Origin of the sequence: Nesterenkonia sp. AN1, from assembly GCF_000582475.1 — a bacterium.
In the GTDB taxonomy this organism is placed as follows: domain Bacteria; phylum Actinomycetota; class Actinomycetes; order Actinomycetales; family Micrococcaceae; genus Nesterenkonia; species Nesterenkonia aurantiaca.
In genome coordinates this window covers 162,869-181,751 of record NZ_JEMO01000006.1, presented here as the reverse complement: position 1 = coordinate 181,751, position 18,883 = coordinate 162,869, and the positions used below count along the sequence as shown (strand labels likewise).

Sequence of the window (18,883 nt, the reverse complement as noted above, 5' to 3'; positions counted from 1 at the left end):
CAGCGGGCAGAACGCGGAAGCCCCGGTCGGGGGGGAGTGGGGGAGCGGCTAGGCCCAGGTCTTGAGCGCCTTGCGCTCGAGGACCCCGAGCAGGGTGTCGGTGAGCTTGCCCAGCAGCGCCAGCAGCACGATGGCCAGCAGCAGCCGGTCGGTGCGACCGTTGTTCTGCGATTCGGTGAGCAGGAAGCCCAGTCCCTCGGCGGCGGCGAGCAGCTCGGCGGCGACCAGGAACAGCCAGGCCTGGGCCAGGCCCAGACGCAGTCCGGAGAATACGCTGGGCACCACGGCGGGCAGCTGGACGGTGCCCAGCAGTCGAAGTCCGTGGAACCCGAAGGCGCGGCCGGCTTCCACCAGCTGCGCGTCCACGTGTCGCAGCGCGGAGTGGATCGCGGTGAACACCGGGAAGAATGCGCCGATCGCGATCAGGATCACTTTCGAATCCTCACCGATCCCGACCCAGAGCAGCAGCAGCGGCACCCAGGCCAGCGAGGGCACGGCGCGGAAGGCTCCCACGGTGGGATTCAGCAGCTTGTCTGCGATGGCGGAGAGCCCGAGCAGCGAGCCCAGCGCCAGCCCCAGCCCGGCACCGATCCCGAAGCCGATCAGCACCCGCTGCAGCGAGATCCCCATGTGCTCGAAGAGGTCCCCGGACTCGAAGAGCCCGACGCCGGCGCTCAGGACCGCCTGTGGGGCAGGCAGCTGGATGGCGGTGAAGGTGCCGGTGACCTCGGTGACCAGCCACCAGAGTGCCAGCAGCAGCACCGGGACGACGGCGCCGATCAGCAGTCCGCCGCCGGGCAGTCCGCGCCGGGCGCGCCGCTGCGGTGAGCCCCCGGGCCCGTCTGCGGGTGCTGCCGCCGTGGGGGTGTCTAGGGTGCTGCTCACTCGTCCTCCTCCTCGATATCTGCCTCGTCTGCGGCGTTCTCGGTGCCCTCGGCCTCGGTGGCCTCGCGGTTCTCCGCGAAATCGGTGTAGAACAGCGAATCCAGCGCCTCATCCACCGCCTCCTGGCTGTCCACATCGCCGTTCTCCACGAAGAATGGTCCGGCAGCCTCCATGGCGGCATAGACGTCATCGCCTGGCACCGGGTCCACCTCGAAGTTGGTGCGCTCGGTGATGACCGCCTCGGCGATCTCCAGCTCGATCCCGGCATACTCGGCGAGGATCTCGGCGGTGCCCTCGGGGTTCTCGTTCGCCCATTCGCGAGCCTGCTCGTAGACGTTGACCACGATCTGGGCGACGTCGGGGTGGTTCTCCACGAAGTCACCGGTGGCGTTGATCACCGAGTAGGTGTTGAAGTCGACGTTGCGGTAGAGCAGCTGCGCGCCCTCGGCCTCAGCCCCGGCCATGATCGGATCCAGTCCGGCCCAGGCGTCCACGTCGCCGTTCTCCAGCGCCTGCCGGCCGTCAGCATGTTGCAGCGCCTGGACCTCGACGTCGTCCACGCTCAGCCCGGCCTCCTGCAGGGCGCGTGCCATGAAGAAGTAGGGATCGGTCGCCAGGGTGGCCGCGATCGAGGCTCCCTCGAGGTCCTCCACGGACTCGATCTCGGAACCCTCCTGGGTCACCAGCGCGGACCACTCGGGCTGGTTCTCGATCAGGATCGTGTGAGTGTCGGCGCCCACGGCGCGGTTGAGCAGCGCGGCGGAACCGGCGGTGGACCCGACGTGGATGTTGCCCGCCCGCAGGTTCTCGTTCGCGCGGTTCGACCCCTGGGACTGCACCCACTGCACGTCGACGTCGAGCTCCTCGAGCTCTTCCTCCAGCCAGCCGTTCTCCAGGATGATCAGGCTCAACGGGTTGTACGTGGCGAAGTCGATGTTCAGCGTCTCCAGCTGATCATCCTCGCCGCCCTCGCCGCAGCCGGTGGCGAGCAGGGCGAGCGCGGCGGCAGCGGAGATGGCCTTCACGGCGGAGCGCGGAGCGCGTGCGGGGCGTGAAGCTGAGGTGCTGGGCATGGGGAGGGCCTTTCGGGTCTTCAATGATGGACAGCATGTGAGTGTTTTTTGGTCATGAGGGTCACGCAGAAACGGCGCCAAGCTCCTGGCTGGATCTGCAGGGGGAGCGCGGATCGGAATGCACCGGGGTGGATCGGTGCGGCCTGGGCCGGACCAGCGGTGAGGCGTCAGACCTGAGCCCGGCGCATCGGTGCGTGGAGAGTGCCGGTCAGTGGCTGTGTGAGTCCACGCCGAGACCGGAGAAGAGCTCGCCGCGCAGTGCAGCGAGCTCTGCGGAGGCGCGATCTCGTGGCCGCTGCCCGGGCACGCTGAGGAGCCGCGCGATCGTGGCGCCCTCGGCGGGATGTGGTTCTGCCAGGTCCGGCCCCAGGAGCAGCACCCGATCGGCCAGCTGCAGCGCCTCGTCCACGTCGTGGGTGACCAGCAGCACCGTGGTCCCGGTCTGGGCATGCACATCCAGGAGCAGGTCCTGCATCTTCAGCCGGGTGAGCGCGTCCAGGGCGCCGAAGGGCTCATCGAGCAGCAGCACCCCGGGGCGGCGGGCCAGGGCGCGGGCCAGTGAGGCGCGCTGCGCCATGCCCCCGGAGATCTCCCGGGGTCGCAGCGAGGCTCGGTCATGCAGCCCGACCAGCTTCAGGAGCTCATCCACGCGCTCACGGCCCTCGGCCTTGGAGAGGCTGCGCGGCAGCCCCAGGCTGACGTTCTTGTGGATCGAGCGCCAGGGCAGCAGTCGCGGCTCCTGGAATCCGACCGCGGTGCGCTCGTCGTAGCGCTGCACCGGGGAGCCGTTGATCAGGATCTCACCGGTGTTTCCGGTATCCAGGCCGCCGACGGCCCGCAGCAAGGTGGACTTGCCGCAGCCCGAGGAGCCCAGGATTGCGAGCACCTCGCCGGGGGCGACCCGCAGGCTGACATCGCGCAGCACGGTGCGCGAGCCGAATGCCCGGCCGACGCCAGAGAGCTCGACGTCGAGAGAGGTGTAGTCCCGCCGACTCGGCGCTGCCGTCTCGGGCGGGGCGCTCGAGGCTTCGGCAGGTGCTGCTGCGGAGGTGGCGGTCAGGGTGGAGGCAGGCGAAATCATCAGAGGATACTCCCATCGATCCTGGCGGTAGCACCCGGCGAAAAGACACCCTTGCAAAGGTGTCCCTCCCTGGGTTGCTGCGGCGTCGACGAGCCAGATCTCTCGGCCGCTCGGGATGGTACGCGGTTCACCCTACGCCCCGACCAGGAATTCCATCAACGTCAAGTTCATCTGGTGAGATAAAACGCAACACCGAAGCGGACTTGACTTCCACACTATGTTCACGCCTACGGTGAAGACGTTCAACCATCCAGAGCGACTGAGAGATCTGGCTCGAAGACGTCGCAGCAACCCGGAGGGCTTCATCGCCTCCGCCGGGTGCTAACGCCAGGACCGATGGAGCATGCCTCATGATTTCCCTGTCCCATGTCTCGACGACCTTCGCCGCCCGCGGCCGAGAGCCGCTGACCGCGGTCGATGACGTCAGTCTCGAGGTGCCGCGCGGCAAGATCCAAGGGATCATCGGGTTCTCCGGAGCCGGCAAGTCCACCCTGCTGCGCAACATCAATCTGCTGGAGCGTCCCAGCTCCGGACGGGTCAGCGTCGGCGGCACCGAGCTGACCAGCCTCTCCGACGCCGACCTGCGCCGGGCCAGGCACCAGATCGGCATGATCTTTCAGGGATTCAATCTGGTGAACAACCTCAGCGTCGCCCAGAATGTCGAGCTGTCACTGAAGTTCGCCGGGGTCAGGGACCGCCGTGAACGTCTTCGCCGGGTCGCGGAGGCGCTGGAGATCGTGGACATCACGGACAAGGCCTCGGTCTATCCCGCGCAGCTCTCGGGGGGTCAGAAGCAGCGGGTCGCGATCGCCCGGGCGCTGGCCACCAAGCCGGAGGTGCTGCTCTGCGACGAGCCGACCTCCGCCCTGGATCCCTTCACCACCGCCACCGTGCTGCAGTACCTCGCGGATGTGAACCGCGAGTTCGGCATCACCGTGGTGATCGTGACCCACGAGATGGAGGTCATCAAGGCCCTCGCGGACGACGTCGCGGTCATGGAGGACGGGCGCGTGGTCGAGGAGTTCCCCGCGAGCGAACTGCTCCGGGAAGGCTTCGATCCGCGAACCTCCATCGGAAAGTACCTGCTCAGTGACGGCATTCGACTGGACCGCAGCGGCGCGGGTGCAGGTCTGCCAGGTCCCGGTGAGGACGAGCTGGACCAGCATGACCAGCAGATCCCGCAACAGGCCCAGACGCACCGCGCGCAGCACGCCGCGCTGGCCGGGTCGACCGGGGGTGTGCACTGATGAATCTCATCATCGAGCGGCTCCCCGAGATCAACCAGGCCATGCTGGAGACCTTCGCGATGATCGCGGTCGCCATACCGCTCGCGGTCCTGCTGGGCACCCCGCTGGGCATCTGGCTCTTCGTCCACGCCCCCGACGGACTGGCGCCGCGGCCACGCTCCCACGCTCTCGTCTCTGGGGTGGTGAACATGATCCGGTCCTTCCCGTTCCTGATCCTGCTCATCGCGATCATCCCGTTCACGCGATTCGTGGTGGGCACCTCGGTGGGCACCGCCGCGGTGATCGTGCCGCTCACGATCAACGCCATCCCGTACTTCGCCCGCCTGGTGGAGCAGAACATCACCCAGCTGGGCTCCGGGGCGGTGGAGGCCTCCCGGGCGATGGGCGCCACCCGCGCACAGATCATCCGCAACGTGCTCCTGGTCGACGCGAAGCCTGGGCTGATCGGCTCGATCACCATCACCACGGTCAGCTTCATCTCCTATTCGGCGATGTCCGGACTGGTCGGCGGCGGAGGCATCGGAGACCTCGCGATCCGCTACGGGTACTACCGCTACGAGACCCCCACCATGATCGCCGCCATCGTGCTGATGGTGCTCCTGGTGACCCTGGTGCAGTTCACCGGCACCCGGCTCGCCCGGGCCTCAGACCGGCGCATCACCGCCTGACCGGCAGTCGCGCCAGCACGCAGAAGAAGACCGCACCACACCGCCAGGGCGGGCCTGCGACCTCGCGCCCGGCTCCTTCCCGCACACCCTCTGGGCCCCTGCGGCCCAGCCAGAGAAAGCAGCTCAAACCCATGAATCCTCCACGCCCCGCGATCCTCGCCGGAGCAGTCCTCTCCGCCGCCGCCCTGAGCCTGACCGGCTGCGGGCTGGTGGAGGACGATTCCACCATCAGCATCGTGGTCACCGAGTCCGCACCCTTCCAGGAGCCCGCCGAGATCGCCGCCGGGCTGCTCGAGGAGCAGGGCTACGAACTGGACATCACCTATATGACCGATATCGTCCAGCCCAACCAGGTGGTCGATCAGGGCGAGTTCGAGGGCAACTACTTCCAGCACCTGGCGTATCTGAACAACTTCAACCAGTCCAATGACACGGCGGTCCAGCCGCTGTTCTCGGTCTACTACGCCCCGGCCGGCCTGTTCTCGCTGGAGTATGACTCGCTGGAAGAGCTGCCCGACGGAGCCGAGATCAACCTGCCGGTGGACCCTTCCAACAACGGCCGGGCGCTGCAGCTGCTCGCCGATGAGGGCCTGATCGAGATCGACGAGAGCGTCTCGATCATCGACCTGACCCAGAACGACATCACGGAGAATCCTCGGGACTTCCGATTCGTGGAGACCGACCAGCAGTCCGCCGCGCAGGTGCTGCCCGATGTGGACGCCGGCTTCGCGTTCGTCCGGCTGATCGCCGAGGCCGACCTCGACGTGGAGGAGACGGCACTGAGCATCGAGGACGGCCGCGAAGAGGTGCGCACCCCGTTCACCTGCGTGGTCGCCGTCGGACCAGACGGGGTCAGCGATGAACAGGCCCAGGCGCTGCAGGACGCCTTCCAGTCAGAAGAGGTCCAGCAGTGGTTCGAGGACTACCAGGGCGGGGTCATCGACTTCGAGGACTTCATCACCATCGACAACGCCGAACAGATCTGGACGGACTTCAGCGCATGAGCACCTCCAGCGCCCCCACACTCTCCCGGCGTCGAGTATTGAGCGGCTCACTGGGCCTGGCCGCTCTGCTCGGCGTCGGGAGCCTCACCTCCGGCTGCGGGCTCCTCGGCGGAGCCGGCTCCGCGCGCACGCTGCGCCTGGTGGTCACCGAGAACGCACCCTTCCAGGAGCCGACCCAGCTTGCCGAACGCATCCTGGAGGCCGAGGGCTGGGAGTTCGACGCCACCTACGTCACCGACATCATCCAGCCCAACCATGCGGTGAGCAACGGCGAGTACGACGTCAACTTCTTCCAGAACATCAGCTACCTGCGCCAGTTCAACGAGGACAATGACTTAGACATCGAACCGATCTTCTTCATGTTCGAACAGCCCTCGGGCATCTACTCCCAGGGCTACGACTCCCTGGAGGAGATCCCCGAAGGCGCCCAGATCGCACTGCCGGTGGACACCGCGAACAACGGACGCGGGATACGCCTGCTGGCCCGCGGCGGACTGATCGAGATCGACGAGTCCAAGCCGGTCGCCGCGCTGAGCGTCCGCGACATCACCGCCAACCCCAAGAACCTGCAGTTCATCGAGGTGGACCAGCAGTCCGTGGGGCAGATCTACTCCGACGTCGACGCCGTCTTCGGCTTCGCCCGGCTGCTCGCCGAGATCGATGTGCTCCCCGAGGAGGTGCTGATCATGGAATCGGCCGAGGAGGCGCTGCCCTTCGCCCTCGCCGTCTGCGCCCGCCCGGGCTTCCGAGACGAGGAACCCGAGCGCTACCAGGCGCTCAAGGTGCCTACCACTCCGCGGAGGTCCGTGAGTGGTACGGCGAATACCTCGACGGTCTGCTCACCCCGGCCTTCGACCGAGACATCGACGCCGCATGGGAGCAGGTGAACGGATCATGAGTCGCAGCATTCCGACCGAGCTGCTGAGCCGGATCAGGGAAGGTGCCGTGCAGCGGGAGCTGGAACGGACCCTGCCCTTCGAGCAGGTCGGCTGGCTCGACGACGCCGGGTTCGGCGCGCTGCGCGTACCGGTCGAGTTCGGCGGCGAGGAGCTGAGTCTTCAGGAGCTGATCACCGAGGTGATCGCGCTCGCCGAAGCCGATTCCAACATCGCCCACCTCTACCGGGGCCACTTCGGGTTCGTCGAGTCACTGCGCTTCCAGCCGGCGCCGGTGCGTGAGCTCTGGTACGACCGAGTGCGCCAGGGCGCCACGGTGGGAAACGCCTCCACCGAGAAGGGCGGCAACGCGCTGGGCAGCCTCAACACCCGACTCGACCGCGACGAGCACGGCGCCGCGCTGCTCACCGGAGAGAAGTACTACTCCACCGGCACCATCTTCTCCAGCTATACCCGGGTCTCGGCCGCCCAGGCTCTTGAGGGGGAAGGGCGGCGCTTCGCGGTGGTGCCCACCGATGCCCCCGGAGTGACGCTGCTCGATGACTGGGACGGCTTCGGGCAGAAGCTCACCGGCACCGGCACCACGCTGCTGGACTCGGTCGCGGTGGAGGACCTCGCGGTGCTCGCACGCCGGCCCGGGGACCACGAATCGGTCCATGAGGCGGCGTTCTTCCAGCTCTACCTGCTCGCCGTGCAGGTCGGCATCGCCAGGGCCGCGCTGGCAGACGCCACCTCCACCCTGGCCCGGCGCACCCGCACCTTCAACACCTCCACCGCGGGGCAGGCCTTCAGCCAGGACCCGCTGATCCAGCAGGTGGTGGGTCGGATGTCCTCGAAGGCCTTCGTGGCCGAGGCCGCGGTGCTCCAGGCGGCCCGCACGCTGGACCGGGCGCTGAGCGCAGGCCTGCAGGCCGGCACCGGGGACCCCGGATTCGAGGGTGAGCCCCCGCGTGCGATCCACCAGGCGGAGATCGCCGTGGAACAGGCCCAGGTCAGTGTGCCCGAGCTGGTGCTGGCGGTGACCTCGGAGCTCTTCCAGACTGTGGGCGCCTCCGCCACGCTGCGCACCAAGGCGCTGGACCGGCATTGGCGCAACGCGCAGACCATCGCCACCCACAACCCGATCGTCTTTCGTGCCCGCTCGCTGGGCGAGTACGAGATCAACGGCACCGTGCCCCAGGGGCTCAACGCCATCGGCGAGGCCAAGGAGAGCTCATGACCATCCATTTCAACGCCTTCGACATGCTGGTCCCGGTGCACCAGTCCCCAGGCCTGTGGCGCCACCCAGAATCCCGGATCGAGGAGTTCGACACGCTCGAGTACTGGACGGAGCTCGCCCGGACCGTGGAGCGCGCCGGATTCTCCTCGCTGTTCCTGGCTGACATCCCCGGGGTCTATGACGTCTATGGCGGCAGCGCCGAGGCCGCGGCCCGCGGCGGAGTGCAGTTTCCGCTGCTGGACCCTCAGGTGATCGTGCCCGCGCTGGCGGCGGCCACCACGCATCTCGGCTTCGGGCTGACCGCCTCGGTCACCTATGAACCGCCCTACGCGCTGGCCCGACGCTTCGCCACCCTGGATCATCTCACCCGGGGTCGGATCGCGTGGAACATCGTCACCAGCTACCAGGACTCCGCGGCGCGCAATCTCGGACTTGCCGCACAGATCCCGCACGACGAGCGCTATGACCGCGCTGATGAGTACCTCGAGGTGATGTACAAGCTCTTCGAGCATTCCTTCGAGGCGGATGCGGTGCTGGCGGACAAGTCCACCGGGGTCTTCGTGGACCCGGAGAAGGTCCACCCGATCGAGCATCAGGGGGAGTGGTTCAATGTGCCTGGTGAGATGCTCACCCATCCGGGGCCGCAGCGCACGCCGCTGCTCTTCCAGGCGGGCTCCTCGCCTCGGGGTCAGAAGTTCGCGGTGGACCACGGCGAGGCGATCTTCGTGATCAGCTCCTCCCCGCAGCGGCTGGCGACCCAGGTCTCCGGCACCCGGAACGCCCTGCTGGAGGCGGGCAGGGATCCCGAATCTGTCCGGTTCTTCGCCATGGCCACCATCATCGTGGCCGAGACGCAGGAGCTGGCTCAGGCCCGGCTCCGTGAATACCGCGAGTACGTGGACACCGCCTCGGCGCTCGCGCTCTTCGGCGGGTGGACCGGGGTGGATCTCTCGGGGCTGCAGGAGGACGACGTCCTCACCGACGTCACCACCGAGGCGAACCGGTCGGCGCTGGCGATGTTCACCAAGGACCCGACCCGGCGCTGGACCGTGCGCGATGTCGCGGAGTTCGTCTCCATCGGTGGGCGGGGTCCGTTGATCGTCGGGGACCCGGTGCAGGTCGTCGATGAACTGGTCCGGTTCAAGGAGCTCTCCGGGGTGGACGGGTTCAACATCTCAGCGGCTGTGCGTCCCGCGGACTTCGAACGCTTCGAGACCTTCGTGACTCCGGAGCTGCAGCGCCGCGGCCTGCTGCCACAGCGCCCCGAGACCCCGGTGACGCTGCGTGAGACGCTGCTCGAAGCAGGGCCGCACCTGGGCGCGGATCACCCCGCGCGCCGGGCCCATCACCGGGAGGCGCGCAGCAGAATCTCCTCGGCGATCGCGCCGGCGACGTCTCTGGGCTCCCCGTAACCGGGCAGATGCGCGAGGCTGATATCGGCATCGGGCAGCACCGCCACCACGACGGCGCCCTCCGCGGACTCCAGGTCAGGGACCTGGAGATCCACGGCGGCGGCGAAGAGCCCGGGGACTGCCATGACTGCGTCCACCGCAAGCTCGTGCAGCGCATCGGGCAGCGTGGCAGTCACATCGATGGTCAGCCCGCCGGCCGAGATCGCCAGCGAGTCCTGCAGCCGCACGAGCGCGTCTTTGGCGGGCACCGCATCGGGGTCCAGGCCCCGCTGGCGCAGCTTCTCCCGCGCAGCCGGCATCGAAGCCTCAGAGGGGCTGGGCAGCGCGGTGCTTCCCAGCAGCGCATGTCTGCTGCGGGCCTGGGCGTCGGCCTGCAGCAGCTGCTCCAGCGTTGAGCGGCCGTCGCCGAGTACCGTGGCCGGCAGTCGCAGCAAGGAGGCCGATACCCGCTCGCCCACGACGAAGGCACGGATCGTGGACGGCGCTGCGAGCTCCGTGGCCTGCGTCGGCTCCCCAGCCTCGGTCGGCTCTGCGGCCAGCGGCACCTCCTGGAGCTCCAGATGTCGGCGCAGAAGCTGTGGATCCGCGACGATCCGGCGTGCGTGGGCACTGACCAGGGTGGTCACGACCGAGTCCATCCCGCCGACCACCACCCCGCCGAAGACGAAGACCAGGCCGTGCTCACCCACCGGCTTCAAGGTCACTCGCCTGCGCCGCAGGGCTCGCCCCAGGAGCTGGTCATGCCGCGGGGCCTCCGGGTATTCGTTCAGCGAACGGCTGCCCAGAGTCTCGCGGATCAATCGGGTGACGGATTCTTCAGTCGGCATAGGTCTCAGGATATAGGTCGGCCGCGGGCTCCCGCCCTTTTCGAGAGGCGAGTGCCCACGGCCCTCACTGCTTGTCAGTGCCTGGGTTCAGCGCGCGTTGGTCCCGGAGGAGCTGCTCGAGGAGCCGCTCGAGGAGCTGTTGCCGTTGGAGGACTCGCGGGCCTGCTTGTCCGCGGCGTCGGCCTGCTTCTCGACCTTCTCGGCGGCCTGATCCACCAGCTTCTCGGTGTTGGCGCCGGCCTTCTTCACGGCGTCCTCGGCGCGCGCGGCGGCGTCGACTGCCACGTCGGTCACCGGGGCGGCGGCGTCGTCGGCGTGCTTCTTGACCGAGTCGGCCACGGTGGAGACGTACTGCTTGGCGGTCTCTCCGGCCTTGGTCACGGTGTCCTGGACCTTGGGGTCCTTCCAGGTCTCCGCGGCGCTCTTCTTCACGGCGCTGAGGCTCCGCTCGAATTCTGCTTGGCCGCGCTTGCTGCCGATGATGTAGCCGATGGCAATGCCGGCGCCCAGTGTGAACAGTCGCATGGTCAACTCCGTTCTGACGGTGGATGAGTCTCTCGTGTCTTACGAGTCCCTCTAGAACTTAGTCTGCTTTGCAGACCGATGTCACGGCCATGACCCCTGATGGCCCCTGATTTCACCCTGATTCAGCCGACGACGGCGGTGCGCGGGTTCAGCTGGTCCGTCGCGCCGGGCACCGGCTCGGCCGGATCCTGGCCCAGCTCGACGATCCGGTTCTCGCCGTTCACGTGGACCACCTTCGGCTGGTGGGCGGCGAGCTCGGCGGCGTCGAGCATCACATAGGAGATCAGGATGATCAGGTCACCTGGATCCACCAGGTGGGCGGCGGCGCCGTTGATCCCGATGACCCCGGAGCCGCGTGGGCCAGCGATGGCGTAGGTCTCCAGCCGAGCGCCGTTGGTGACGTCGACGATCTGGACCTTCTCACCTTCGACGATCCCGGCGGCCTCGAGCAGATCGGTGTCCACGGTGATGGACCCCACGTAGTGCAGGTCCGCGTGGGTCACGGTGGCGCGGTGGATCTTGCCGCCCAGGACGGTCCTCAGCATGCTCGGCTCGCTTTCGACGAAGGAAGTGTTCTCATCACCTGGTCCATTATCCAGCGTCCGAGCCGAGCGCGGTATTCCCCGGCTCGGCACGGCGCTGGGTCAGCGCGGTGACCGCCCGGCTCCCGACCTCCACGAGCCCGCAGCCCAGCACGCTGGAGATCAGCGCGACCGTCAGCAGCTCTGCCGAGGGCATCGCGAAGAGGTGGTACTGCTGGGAGATCGGGACCAGCAGCACCGCCGCGAGGAGCAGGTACATGCTCCCGATCAGCGCCACCCGGGGCCAGGTCAGCGGGCGCAGCGCCACGTTGAGCACCCAGAGCCCCACCGCGGTCAGGCACAGCGTGGCCGCCGTCTGGATCGCCCCCGCGGGCTCGTGCAGGTACCGGCCGAAGGCGCTGACCGTGACCACGGCGAGCACGATCGCGATCGCCGTCGGCAGTGAGAAGTACAGCGAGCGGCGCAGGAATCCCGGGCGGTAGCGCCGCGGATTGGGCATCAGGGCGAGGAAGAACGCCGGAAACCCGATCATCAGGAAGTCCACGGTCGAGAACTGGCGCGGAAGGAACGGGAACTCCCAGAACAGCAGCCCGTAGATCAGCCCGAGCAGGATCGCATAGGCGGTCTTGGACAGGAACAGATGCGCCACCCGCTCGGTGTTGGCGATGACCTTGCGGCCCTGTTCCAGCACCGAGGGAAGCCGGTCGAAGCGCCCGTCCAGCAGCACCATCCGTGACACGGCCTTGGTGGCCGGTGCGCCGTCGCCCATGGCGATCCCCAGGTCGGCCTTCTTCATGGCCAGGGCGTCGTTGACCCCGTCCCCGGTCATCGCCACCACATGCCCGGCCGCCTTCAGCGCCTCCACCATGGTGCGCTTCTGCTCGGGGGAGACTCGGCCGAACACCGAATGGTGCTCCAACACCTCGCGCAGCGCCGCGGGATCCTCGGTGAGCGTGGAGGCATCCACGGCGTCGCCCTCGATGACCATGCCCACCTCGCGGGCCACCGCGGCCGCGGTCTTGGGGGAGTCCCCGGAGATCACCTTCAGTGCGATGTTCTGTTCGCGGAAATACTCCAGCGTGGCGTGGGCCTCGGGGCGCACGTTCTCCTTGAAGGTCAGCAGCGCCACCGGGACGAGTCCACGCGGCAGCCGCTGCCCGCGGCCCAGCGGCCCGGTGCCGCCGGGAAGGATCGGAGCATCCAGGGGCGCATGGGCCAGCAGCATCGTGCGCAGGCCCCGGCTGGAGAGCTCGTCGGTGCGGCGCAGCAGCGCCTCCGTGTGCACCTGCGGATCTGTGGCCTCCCCGCGCAGTATCTCCGGGGCGCCCAGCACCCAGTGCCCGGCCAGGCCGCCCGCGTCCGCGGCGAAGCTCACCGCGGAGAAGCGCCGAGCCGAGGAGAACTGGACCTGGCTGGCCACCCGGTGCCGGGGCAGCGCGCTGTAGGGTGCGCGCAGCGCGGCCGCGGTGGCGTTCGCGCCCTCATCGGCGCCGAAGAAGGCCAGCACCTGCTCCCACTCCCGGGTCCCCTCCAGGGCGGTGGAGTCCGGGTCGCGGCGGGCGGGGTCCGGCAGTCCCCTAGGGCTCAGCGCGGTGGCCTGGTGGAAGGCGATGGTCCCGTCGGTCAGCGTGCCGGTCTTGTCCAGGCAGACCACGTCGACCCGGGCGAGGATCTCCACGGCCGGCTGCTCCTGCAGCAGGACGTTCTCCCGGGAGAGCTTCACGGCGGCCACGGCGAAGGCGATGGTGGTCATCAGAGCCAGCCCCTGCGGGACCATGGCGGTCACCGAGGACACCGCGGTGACCAGCGCGTCCCGCCACTGGCCCGACTCCCAGGCGGCGCTCCAGCCGCCGAAGGCCTGCATCTGACCGTTGAGCACCACCGCGACGATGGGTATCAGCACCAGCGAGAGCCAGAACGCGATCTTCTCCATCGCGCGGCGCAGCTCAGAGTTGATCTTCTGGTAGCGCTTGGCCTCGGTGGCCAGGCGCACCGCATGGGCCCGTTCCCCGACGGCGGTCACCCGGAACCTGCCGGATCCCGCCACCACGGCGGTCCCGGAGAGGAGCCGGTCATCGCGGCGCTTGGCCACAGCATCGGACTCTCCGGTGAGCATCGACTCGTCCACGTCGAGTCCCTCGGAGCGCAGCACCTCGCCGTCGGCGGGGATCTCGTCGCCGCGGCGCAGCTCGACCACGTCGTCGAGCACGATCTGCTCACGGTGGATCTGCAGGAGCATCCCATCGCGCAGCACCCGCACCTCGTCCTGGTGCAGCAGCGCGATGGCATCGAGCTTGCGCTTTGCGCTGTACTCCTGGAAGAGCCCGATGAAGACGTTGGCCACCGCGGCGACGGCGAAGAGCAGGTCCAGCCAGCGTCCCAGCAGGATGATCGCGAGCGCGCAGAGCCCGATGATCAGATTGAACAGCGTCATCAGATGGGTGCGCAGGATGTCGGTGATTGAACGCGAGGTGGTGCGGGGCTGGACGTTCGCGAGGCCCAGCCGGTTCCGTTCCAGCACCTGGACCGAGCTCAGCCCGGCGGCTTCAAGCGTCTTGGGGTCCACTGCAGACCTCGTCTCCGCGGGGTCGCGGATCGCAGTCTTCTGGGCAGCCACAGGGCCAGAGTCTACCGTTAGGGTCAATCGGAGCCGGAGACCGCGACGATCAGCTCTTCGCCGCTGGCGCCGACCGCGATGTTCAGGCCGAAGTCGACCTGGTGGCTCTCCTCGAGCGCGGCGCCGTCGTGGAAGTGCCGCGAGTCGAAGCTGACGGTGGCCGCCATGTCGGTCTCGGCGGTGTCCCAGCCCTCCTCGTCGAAGTCCAGGGTGAGCTCATCCGGCTCGGGCATGCTCCACCGGATGGACTCGGTCACCACCTGGTTGGGGGTGTTGATGCCCATCGGACATCCAGCGGGCATCAGCACCTGTTGGTCGGCGCAGCCGTCCAGGTAGGCCTGGACCTCTTCGTGGAGCATCGCCTGGGCGGCCTCGGAGGCCTCAAGCCCCAGGGTGATCTGGTGGGGCTCTGCGGCCTCGTCCTGCTCGACGTCTGCACCGCTCTCCTGGACCACCACATAGCGTGAGCTGCCGACCAGCCATTCACTGTCCACGGCGATCTCCACCACGGCCGGGACGTAGCTGCGCAGCGTGGCGGAATCCTCCTCGAGGTTCACCGGCTCGCCGTTCACGGTGATCTGCGCGATGCCGCCGGCGGCGGCGCCGGGCACATCGATCTGCAGCCGACTCATTGAGGCCGTTGTGAGCTCCCAGTCCGGGAAGAAGGCCAGCGTGTTCTGTGGCGCGGCCATCGGCAGCCGGGTCTCGAATGGCTCCCCCTCGACCTCGAACTGCATCACCGCTCGGGTCTGCGCTCCGGAGGTCTCTCCGAACCTGGCGTTCTCGATGCCGGCGGTGCTGCGCGCGAGCGCCTCGCCGTCGAGCAGCACGCTGTCCACGGGGTCGGCCTCTGCGGCGTCGAGCGCCGCGGGATCGAAGAACCCCAGCGCCTCGGATCCACTGCCTCGCGTGATCGAGTCCCAGTATTCCTGCGCGGTGTGGCCCGGGGTGTAGATCTTCTCGCTGACCTGCCAGATCGCCACGCCGCCGACCGCCAGCGCCATGACCAGCGCGGCCGCCCAGGCCACCAGCAGCCCGCGGTGGGAGGGCCGGTGTTCGGCCGCCTCCGGTGGGGGCGGCGGGGCGGAGTGAGGGGCCTGCGACATAGGGATCAGCGTAGCAATGACCGGTCGGTGTGCCGGGCGGTTCAACCCAGGAGCGCCGCGACCAGCACTACGGTGGGGATCGCCGCGATGGTGGTCAGCAGCACCGTGTCGCGGGCGATGACCTCACCGGCCTGATAGCGCACGGCCGTGACCAGGACATTCTGTGCCGTGGGCAGGGCTGCCATGACCACGGCGACCAGCACCTGATGGTCCTCGAGTCCGAAGACGAAGGCCGCGAGCACCCAGGCGAGCAGCGGATGCAGGACCAGTTTCAGGGCGGCGGCGAGGAACACGTCACGACGCCGACCGGTGGCCCGATCCAGCGGCCGGCTGCCCACCAGGGAGAGTCCGAAGGCCAGCAGCATCAGCGGGATCGAGGCGCCGGCGAGCAGCTCGATGGCTTCCTGCACCGGGGCGGGGAAGCGCAGTCCCTGCCAGGAGAAGATCAATCCCAGCCCGGCCCCGATGATCATCGGGTTCACCGCCGACTGCCCGATGCTGCGCACCGCCGAGATCCGCGGCCGCGGCCGCACCTTCGTCGTCCTTCCCTGATCGCGGGTGAGCAGGTCCAGCGCGGTGACGTAGATGGGCGTGTAGATCGCCAGCTGGAACATGATGATCGGTGCGGCGAGCGCGACGTCGCCGAGCACATAGGCCGCGATCGGGAAGCCGAGGTTCGCGCCGTTGACCAGCGAGCCGCTCATCCCGCCGATCATCAGATCGGAGCCCGCGCGCCCCTTGAGCAGCAGGAAGCGTCCGATCAGGATGAACACGACCAGGGTCAGCAGCGCCCCGATGGTCGCGATCACGAACTGCGGGCCCAGCACCTCGCGCAGCGAGGACTCGGAGATGGTGACGAAGAGCAGGCAGGGGGAGGCGACGAAGAACGCGACCCGGCTCATCACCACGCGCGCGTCGGGACCCAGCACCCGGAACCTGCCGATGATCCAGCCGACCCCGATGATCAGCCAGATGATGGTGAAGCCGGAGAGGACCGCGCCCATGTCGCTCCTCCCGGCTCCTGCAGCAGATTCAGCTCATCACTCTAGCCCGGTCCGGGGTGAGCTCGGCGCTGCCGCTCAGCGGAGGTCAGCTCATTGCTGGGCTTCGGCGTCCTCGGCGGGGCTGATGAAGTCGGTGCGGATCCGCTCCACACCTTCCGCGGAGATCTGGAACCCATGCTCCTGGCCGGCGTCGATCATGATGCCGCGCCGGTGATGGACTGCACGATCGCGACCCCGGGGGCCTCCACGGCATGCGGAGCGTGCTCCTTGTAGTCATCCGGGATGTTTTCGGTGGTGCTGAACAGCGCGATCAGCGGGTTGCCCTCGTTGTCCTGCAGCGTGAGCGGGTTCACCGAACCGGTCTCATCGCTGACCTCCTCGGGGCTGAGGAAGAAGACGCTGCTGGTCAGGAAGGCACGGATGATCTCGCCGGCCTCCGCCTTGCCGTCCCGGCCCTGGATCAGGACCTGCTCGAGCGTGACGGCGGTGCCGGCCTGCTCGGCGGTGGTCTCGGCGGCGGGAGTCTGTTCTGGCTGAGTATTGGGTGTCTCGGTCATGCCTCTACGCGATCACGGACGCGCACAGAATGCAATGCGAGCAGGCCCACCTCGTCTCCGATCGTCTCCGACGGCGCGACGCTGGGGTATTTTGGGCAGGTGCTGCTATCTGATCGAGACATCCGAGCCGAGATCGACGCCGAGCGGATCAAGCTGGACCCGCTGGAGCTCTCGATGATCCAACCCTCAAGCGTGGACGTCCGCCTGGAGCGGATGTTCCGGTTGTTCGACAACCACAAATACGCCCACATCGATCCCGCGGCGGACCAGCCGGAGCTGACTCGCCTGGTGGAGGTGGATCCCGAGGAGCCCTTCATCCTGCACCCCGGGGAGTTCGTGCTCGGCGCCACCTACGAGTCGGTCACCCTGCCCGAGGACGTCGCGGCCCGCCTGGAGGGCAAGAGCTCGCTGGGTCGGCTGGGACTGCTGACCCACTCCACCGCCGGGTTCATCGACCCCGGCTTCTCCGGACAGGTCACTCTTGAGCTCTCCAACATGGCCACGCTGCCGATCAAGCTGTGGCCCGGGTCCAAGATCGGCCAGCTCTGCTTCTTCCAGCTGAGCTCTCCCGCCGAGCACGGCTACGGCTCCGGTGCGCACCAGTCTCGCTACCAGGGCCAGCGCGGGCCCACGGCCTCGCGCAGCCACGAGAACTTCCACCGCACGATCATCAGGTAGCCCGCCTGCGGCGCTGAGCCGCCCGGCGCTCAGCCGCCCGCCTGCCGCGCTGAGCCGCCCCGCGCTCAGCCGCCGCCGCGCACCCGGTGCTCACGCATCTTCGCCGGACCGGTGGGATTGTGCACCAGCGTCAGGGTGGCCAGTCCGATGCTCAGGATCACCACCACGCCGAGGATGATCGCCTTATCGCTGCCGCCGGCGCTGAACAGCAGCAGCGCGATCAGCCCCGGGGTCAGGAAGGACACGCTGCGGCCGGCCGTGGCGTAGAGACCGAAGAGCTCCCCGGCGCGGCTCGGCGGAGCCAGCCGGGCCAGGAAGGCCCGCGAGGAGGACTGGGCCGGGCCCACGAAAAGGCAGAGCATCAGCCCGAAGACCCAGAAGGCGCTCGTCGGGGTGATCACGAAGCCGCCGAGGCTGCGCTCCACGTCGAGGAAGTACAGGATGCCGGCGGTGATGATCAGCGCGGTCACACAGGTGGCGATCACCCGGCGCGGACCGACCCGGTCGTCGAACCAGCCTCCGATGAACGCGCCCAACGCAGCCGCCACGTTCCCGGCGATGCCGAAGAGCAGGATGTCGGAGGTGGTGAACCCGAAGACTGTGACGCCGAGAATCGCGCCGTAGGTGAACACCGCAGAGAGCCCGTCGCGGTAGACCGCCGAGGAGACCAGGAACCAGAAGGTGTTCCGGTCCTCGCGCCAGAGCCCCACCACCAGCCCGATCAGCCGGCGGTAGGACTCCAGGATGCTGACCCGGTCCTGCACCACCTCCTGATCGGCGGTCTTCAGCGGCGTCAGCAGCAGCGGCAGCGAGAAGATCAGGAACCAGGCGGCCGCCACCAGCGCCACCGCCCGGACATTGATCATCTCGTCCTCGCCCAGCCCGAACAGGTGCGGTGGCTCCCCGGCGACCAGCCCGAAGTAGACGATGGCCAGGATCGCGATGCCGCCCAGATACCCGGAGCCCCAGCCGATGCCTGAGACCCGGCCCATCCGCGGGGAGTCTGCGATATCGGTGATCATCGAGTTGTAGTTCAGGTTCGCGAACTCGTCGAAGAGCGTCATCGTGGCCATCAGCGTCACCCCCAGGACCAGGTAGGCCTGGTCCGGCTTCACGAAGAAGCAGGCGGCGACCAGCGCGATCACGATCAGCGTGTTGAGGGCGAGCCAGCGACGTCGTCGGCCGCCGTTGTCCGCGCGCTGCCCGATCACCGGCGCGGTGAGCGCGATGATCAGCCCGGCGATGGTGTTCGCGGTGGTCAGATACTGTGTGCCCTGCCCGCCGGGCCCGACCGCGTCAGCGATGTAGGTGCCGAACACGAAGGTGACCATCACCGCGCTCACGGTGGCGTTGCCCCAGCTCCACAGGCTCCAGACCGCGATGAGCCGCTTCTTCAACGGCTCAAGGACGGTGCCCGCCGCGGGCTCAGTGGTGCTCATTGCGGCATAGTAACCCTGGTTTGTTAACATTGAGGGGATTCCCGCCGCAGAACCTGGATCCAGGAACTCGCCGTTGGGCGCGCGAGGCACGGCTGACTGGAGA

General features: G+C 68.2%; 18 protein-coding genes and 2 riboswitches. Of the genes, 7 read left to right on the top strand and 11 right to left on the bottom strand.

All coding sequences use genetic code 11. The annotated features are described in order from the left end of the window. Positions 1–48: 48 nt before the first annotated feature. The 3 genes from BG28_RS04725 to BG28_RS04715 form a co-directional block, all read right to left on the bottom strand. Positions 49–885: an ABC transporter permease gene (locus tag BG28_RS04725; protein WP_051500991.1), complete on the bottom strand. Its 837-nt coding sequence runs from the start codon at positions 883–885 to the stop codon at positions 49–51. Continuing rightward, positions 882–1,958 carry an aliphatic sulfonate ABC transporter substrate-binding protein gene (locus BG28_RS04720; RefSeq protein ID WP_051500990.1) on the bottom strand — a complete coding sequence of 359 codons (1,077 nt, stop codon included), beginning with the start codon at positions 1,956–1,958 and terminating at the stop codon, positions 882–884. The genes BG28_RS04725 and BG28_RS04720 overlap by 4 nt, the downstream gene beginning before the upstream one ends. Before the next feature lie 208 nt (positions 1,959–2,166). After that, complete coding sequence (locus tag BG28_RS04715) at positions 2,167–3,039, bottom strand: ABC transporter ATP-binding protein (protein WP_152539211.1); 873 nt, start codon at positions 3,037–3,039, stop codon at positions 2,167–2,169. Positions 3,040–3,048: 9 nt separating this feature from the next. Then, positions 3,049–3,161, bottom strand: a riboswitch (SAM riboswitch). A gap of 121 nt (positions 3,162–3,282) precedes the next feature. After that, positions 3,283–3,382: riboswitch (SAM riboswitch) on the top strand. A gap of 7 nt (positions 3,383–3,389) precedes the next feature. Here BG28_RS04715 and BG28_RS04710 point away from each other — a divergent pair. The 6 genes from BG28_RS04710 to BG28_RS04685 all read left to right on the top strand — a co-directional run bounded on the left by BG28_RS04710 (position 3,390) and on the right by BG28_RS04685 (position 9,485). Beyond that, entirely contained in the window at positions 3,390–4,286 is an 897-nt protein-coding gene (locus tag BG28_RS04710) for a methionine ABC transporter ATP-binding protein (RefSeq protein WP_084479443.1), read from the top strand. Next, positions 4,286–4,954, top strand: coding sequence for a methionine ABC transporter permease (locus BG28_RS04705; protein WP_084479442.1), 669 nt, complete (start codon positions 4,286–4,288; stop codon positions 4,952–4,954). The genes BG28_RS04710 and BG28_RS04705 overlap by 1 nt, the downstream gene beginning before the upstream one ends. A 131-nt stretch (positions 4,955–5,085) precedes the next feature. Then, on the top strand, positions 5,086–5,958 hold the full coding sequence (locus tag BG28_RS04700) for a MetQ/NlpA family ABC transporter substrate-binding protein (RefSeq protein WP_051500989.1): 873 nt from the start codon (positions 5,086–5,088) through the stop codon (positions 5,956–5,958). Further along, positions 5,955–6,845, top strand: a complete 891-nt coding sequence (locus BG28_RS04695; protein ID WP_084479441.1) for a MetQ/NlpA family ABC transporter substrate-binding protein — start codon at positions 5,955–5,957, stop codon at positions 6,843–6,845. Before BG28_RS04700 ends, BG28_RS04695 begins: the two co-directional genes overlap by 4 nt. Before the next feature lie 7 nt (positions 6,846–6,852). Beyond that, the gene (locus tag BG28_RS04690; protein WP_051500988.1) at positions 6,853–8,073 is read left to right on the top strand and encodes an acyl-CoA dehydrogenase family protein; all 1,221 of its coding nucleotides are present in this window, start codon (positions 6,853–6,855) and stop codon (positions 8,071–8,073) included. Then, positions 8,070–9,485, top strand: a complete 1,416-nt coding sequence (locus BG28_RS04685) for an LLM class flavin-dependent oxidoreductase (RefSeq protein WP_051500987.1) — start codon at positions 8,070–8,072, stop codon at positions 9,483–9,485. The genes BG28_RS04690 and BG28_RS04685 overlap by 4 nt, the downstream gene beginning before the upstream one ends. Here BG28_RS04685 and BG28_RS04680 read toward each other — a convergent pair. The 7 genes from BG28_RS04680 to BG28_RS04650 form a co-directional block, all read right to left on the bottom strand. Further along, positions 9,419–10,312, bottom strand: a complete 894-nt coding sequence (locus BG28_RS04680) for a hypothetical protein (protein WP_036474549.1) — start codon at positions 10,310–10,312, stop codon at positions 9,419–9,421. The genes BG28_RS04685 and BG28_RS04680 overlap by 67 nt on opposite strands. An 87-nt stretch (positions 10,313–10,399) precedes the next feature. Beyond that, entirely contained in the window at positions 10,400–10,837 is a 438-nt protein-coding gene (locus BG28_RS14230) for a hypothetical protein (RefSeq protein WP_051500986.1), read from the bottom strand. Positions 10,838–10,959: 122 nt separating this feature from the next. Continuing rightward, positions 10,960–11,382: an aspartate 1-decarboxylase gene (panD, locus tag BG28_RS04670; RefSeq protein ID WP_036474548.1), complete on the bottom strand. Its 423-nt coding sequence runs from the start codon at positions 11,380–11,382 to the stop codon at positions 10,960–10,962. A 46-nt stretch (positions 11,383–11,428) separates the two neighbouring features. Next, positions 11,429–13,996: an HAD-IC family P-type ATPase gene (locus tag BG28_RS04665; protein WP_051500985.1), complete on the bottom strand. Its 2,568-nt coding sequence runs from the start codon at positions 13,994–13,996 to the stop codon at positions 11,429–11,431. A 23-nt stretch (positions 13,997–14,019) separates the two neighbouring features. Further along, positions 14,020–15,102, bottom strand: a complete 1,083-nt coding sequence (locus BG28_RS04660) for a hypothetical protein (protein ID WP_036474547.1) — start codon at positions 15,100–15,102, stop codon at positions 14,020–14,022. A 41-nt stretch (positions 15,103–15,143) separates the two neighbouring features. Then, on the bottom strand, positions 15,144–16,106 hold the full coding sequence (locus BG28_RS04655) for an AEC family transporter (protein WP_036474546.1): 963 nt from the start codon (positions 16,104–16,106) through the stop codon (positions 15,144–15,146). A 194-nt stretch (positions 16,107–16,300) separates the two neighbouring features. Next, positions 16,301–16,663: an SseB family protein gene (locus BG28_RS04650; protein WP_036474544.1), complete on the bottom strand. Its 363-nt coding sequence runs from the start codon at positions 16,661–16,663 to the stop codon at positions 16,301–16,303. Positions 16,664–16,762: 99 nt separating this feature from the next. Here BG28_RS04650 and dcd point away from each other — a divergent pair, with 99 nt between their 5' ends. After that, positions 16,763–17,341: a dCTP deaminase gene (dcd, locus tag BG28_RS04645; protein ID WP_036474542.1), complete on the top strand. Its 579-nt coding sequence runs from the start codon at positions 16,763–16,765 to the stop codon at positions 17,339–17,341. Positions 17,342–17,406: 65 nt separating this feature from the next. Here the strand turns inward: dcd and BG28_RS04640 are convergent, their stop codons facing one another. Beyond that, positions 17,407–18,780, bottom strand: coding sequence for an MFS transporter (locus BG28_RS04640; protein ID WP_051500984.1), 1,374 nt, complete (start codon positions 18,778–18,780; stop codon positions 17,407–17,409). Positions 18,781–18,883 lie beyond the last annotated feature (103 nt).

What these genes read in the sequence shown, in the direction of transcription:
- BG28_RS04690 (WP_051500988.1), top strand. Translation starts at nt 6,853, where the DNA reads ATGAGTCGCAGCATTCCGACCGAGCTGCTGAGCCGGATCAGGGAAGGT.
- BG28_RS04705 (WP_084479442.1), top strand. Translation starts at nt 4,286, where the DNA reads ATGAATCTCATCATCGAGCGGCTCCCCGAGATCAACCAGGCCATGCTG.
- BG28_RS14230 (WP_051500986.1), bottom strand. Translation starts at nt 10,837, where the DNA reads ATGCGACTGTTCACACTGGGCGCCGGCATTGCCATCGGCTACATCATC.
- BG28_RS04720 (WP_051500990.1), bottom strand. Translation starts at nt 1,958, where the DNA reads ATGCCCAGCACCTCAGCTTCACGCCCCGCACGCGCTCCGCGCTCCGCC.
- BG28_RS04715 (WP_152539211.1), bottom strand. Translation starts at nt 3,039, where the DNA reads ATGATTTCGCCTGCCTCCACCCTGACCGCCACCTCCGCAGCAGCACCT.
- BG28_RS04660 (WP_036474547.1), bottom strand. Translation starts at nt 15,102, where the DNA reads ATGTCGCAGGCCCCTCACTCCGCCCCGCCGCCCCCACCGGAGGCGGCC.
- BG28_RS04640 (WP_051500984.1), bottom strand. Translation starts at nt 18,780, where the DNA reads ATGAGCACCACTGAGCCCGCGGCGGGCACCGTCCTTGAGCCGTTGAAG.
- BG28_RS04685 (WP_051500987.1), top strand. Translation starts at nt 8,070, where the DNA reads ATGACCATCCATTTCAACGCCTTCGACATGCTGGTCCCGGTGCACCAG.
- BG28_RS04710 (WP_084479443.1), top strand. Translation starts at nt 3,390, where the DNA reads ATGATTTCCCTGTCCCATGTCTCGACGACCTTCGCCGCCCGCGGCCGA.
- panD (WP_036474548.1), bottom strand. Translation starts at nt 11,382, where the DNA reads ATGCTGAGGACCGTCCTGGGCGGCAAGATCCACCGCGCCACCGTGACC.
- BG28_RS04700 (WP_051500989.1), top strand. Translation starts at nt 5,086, where the DNA reads ATGAATCCTCCACGCCCCGCGATCCTCGCCGGAGCAGTCCTCTCCGCC.
- BG28_RS04655 (WP_036474546.1), bottom strand. Translation starts at nt 16,106, where the DNA reads ATGGGCGCGGTCCTCTCCGGCTTCACCATCATCTGGCTGATCATCGGG.
- BG28_RS04650 (WP_036474544.1), bottom strand. Translation starts at nt 16,663, where the DNA reads ATGACCGAGACACCCAATACTCAGCCAGAACAGACTCCCGCCGCCGAG.
- BG28_RS04680 (WP_036474549.1), bottom strand. Translation starts at nt 10,312, where the DNA reads ATGCCGACTGAAGAATCCGTCACCCGATTGATCCGCGAGACTCTGGGC.
- BG28_RS04695 (WP_084479441.1), top strand. Translation starts at nt 5,955, where the DNA reads ATGAGCACCTCCAGCGCCCCCACACTCTCCCGGCGTCGAGTATTGAGC.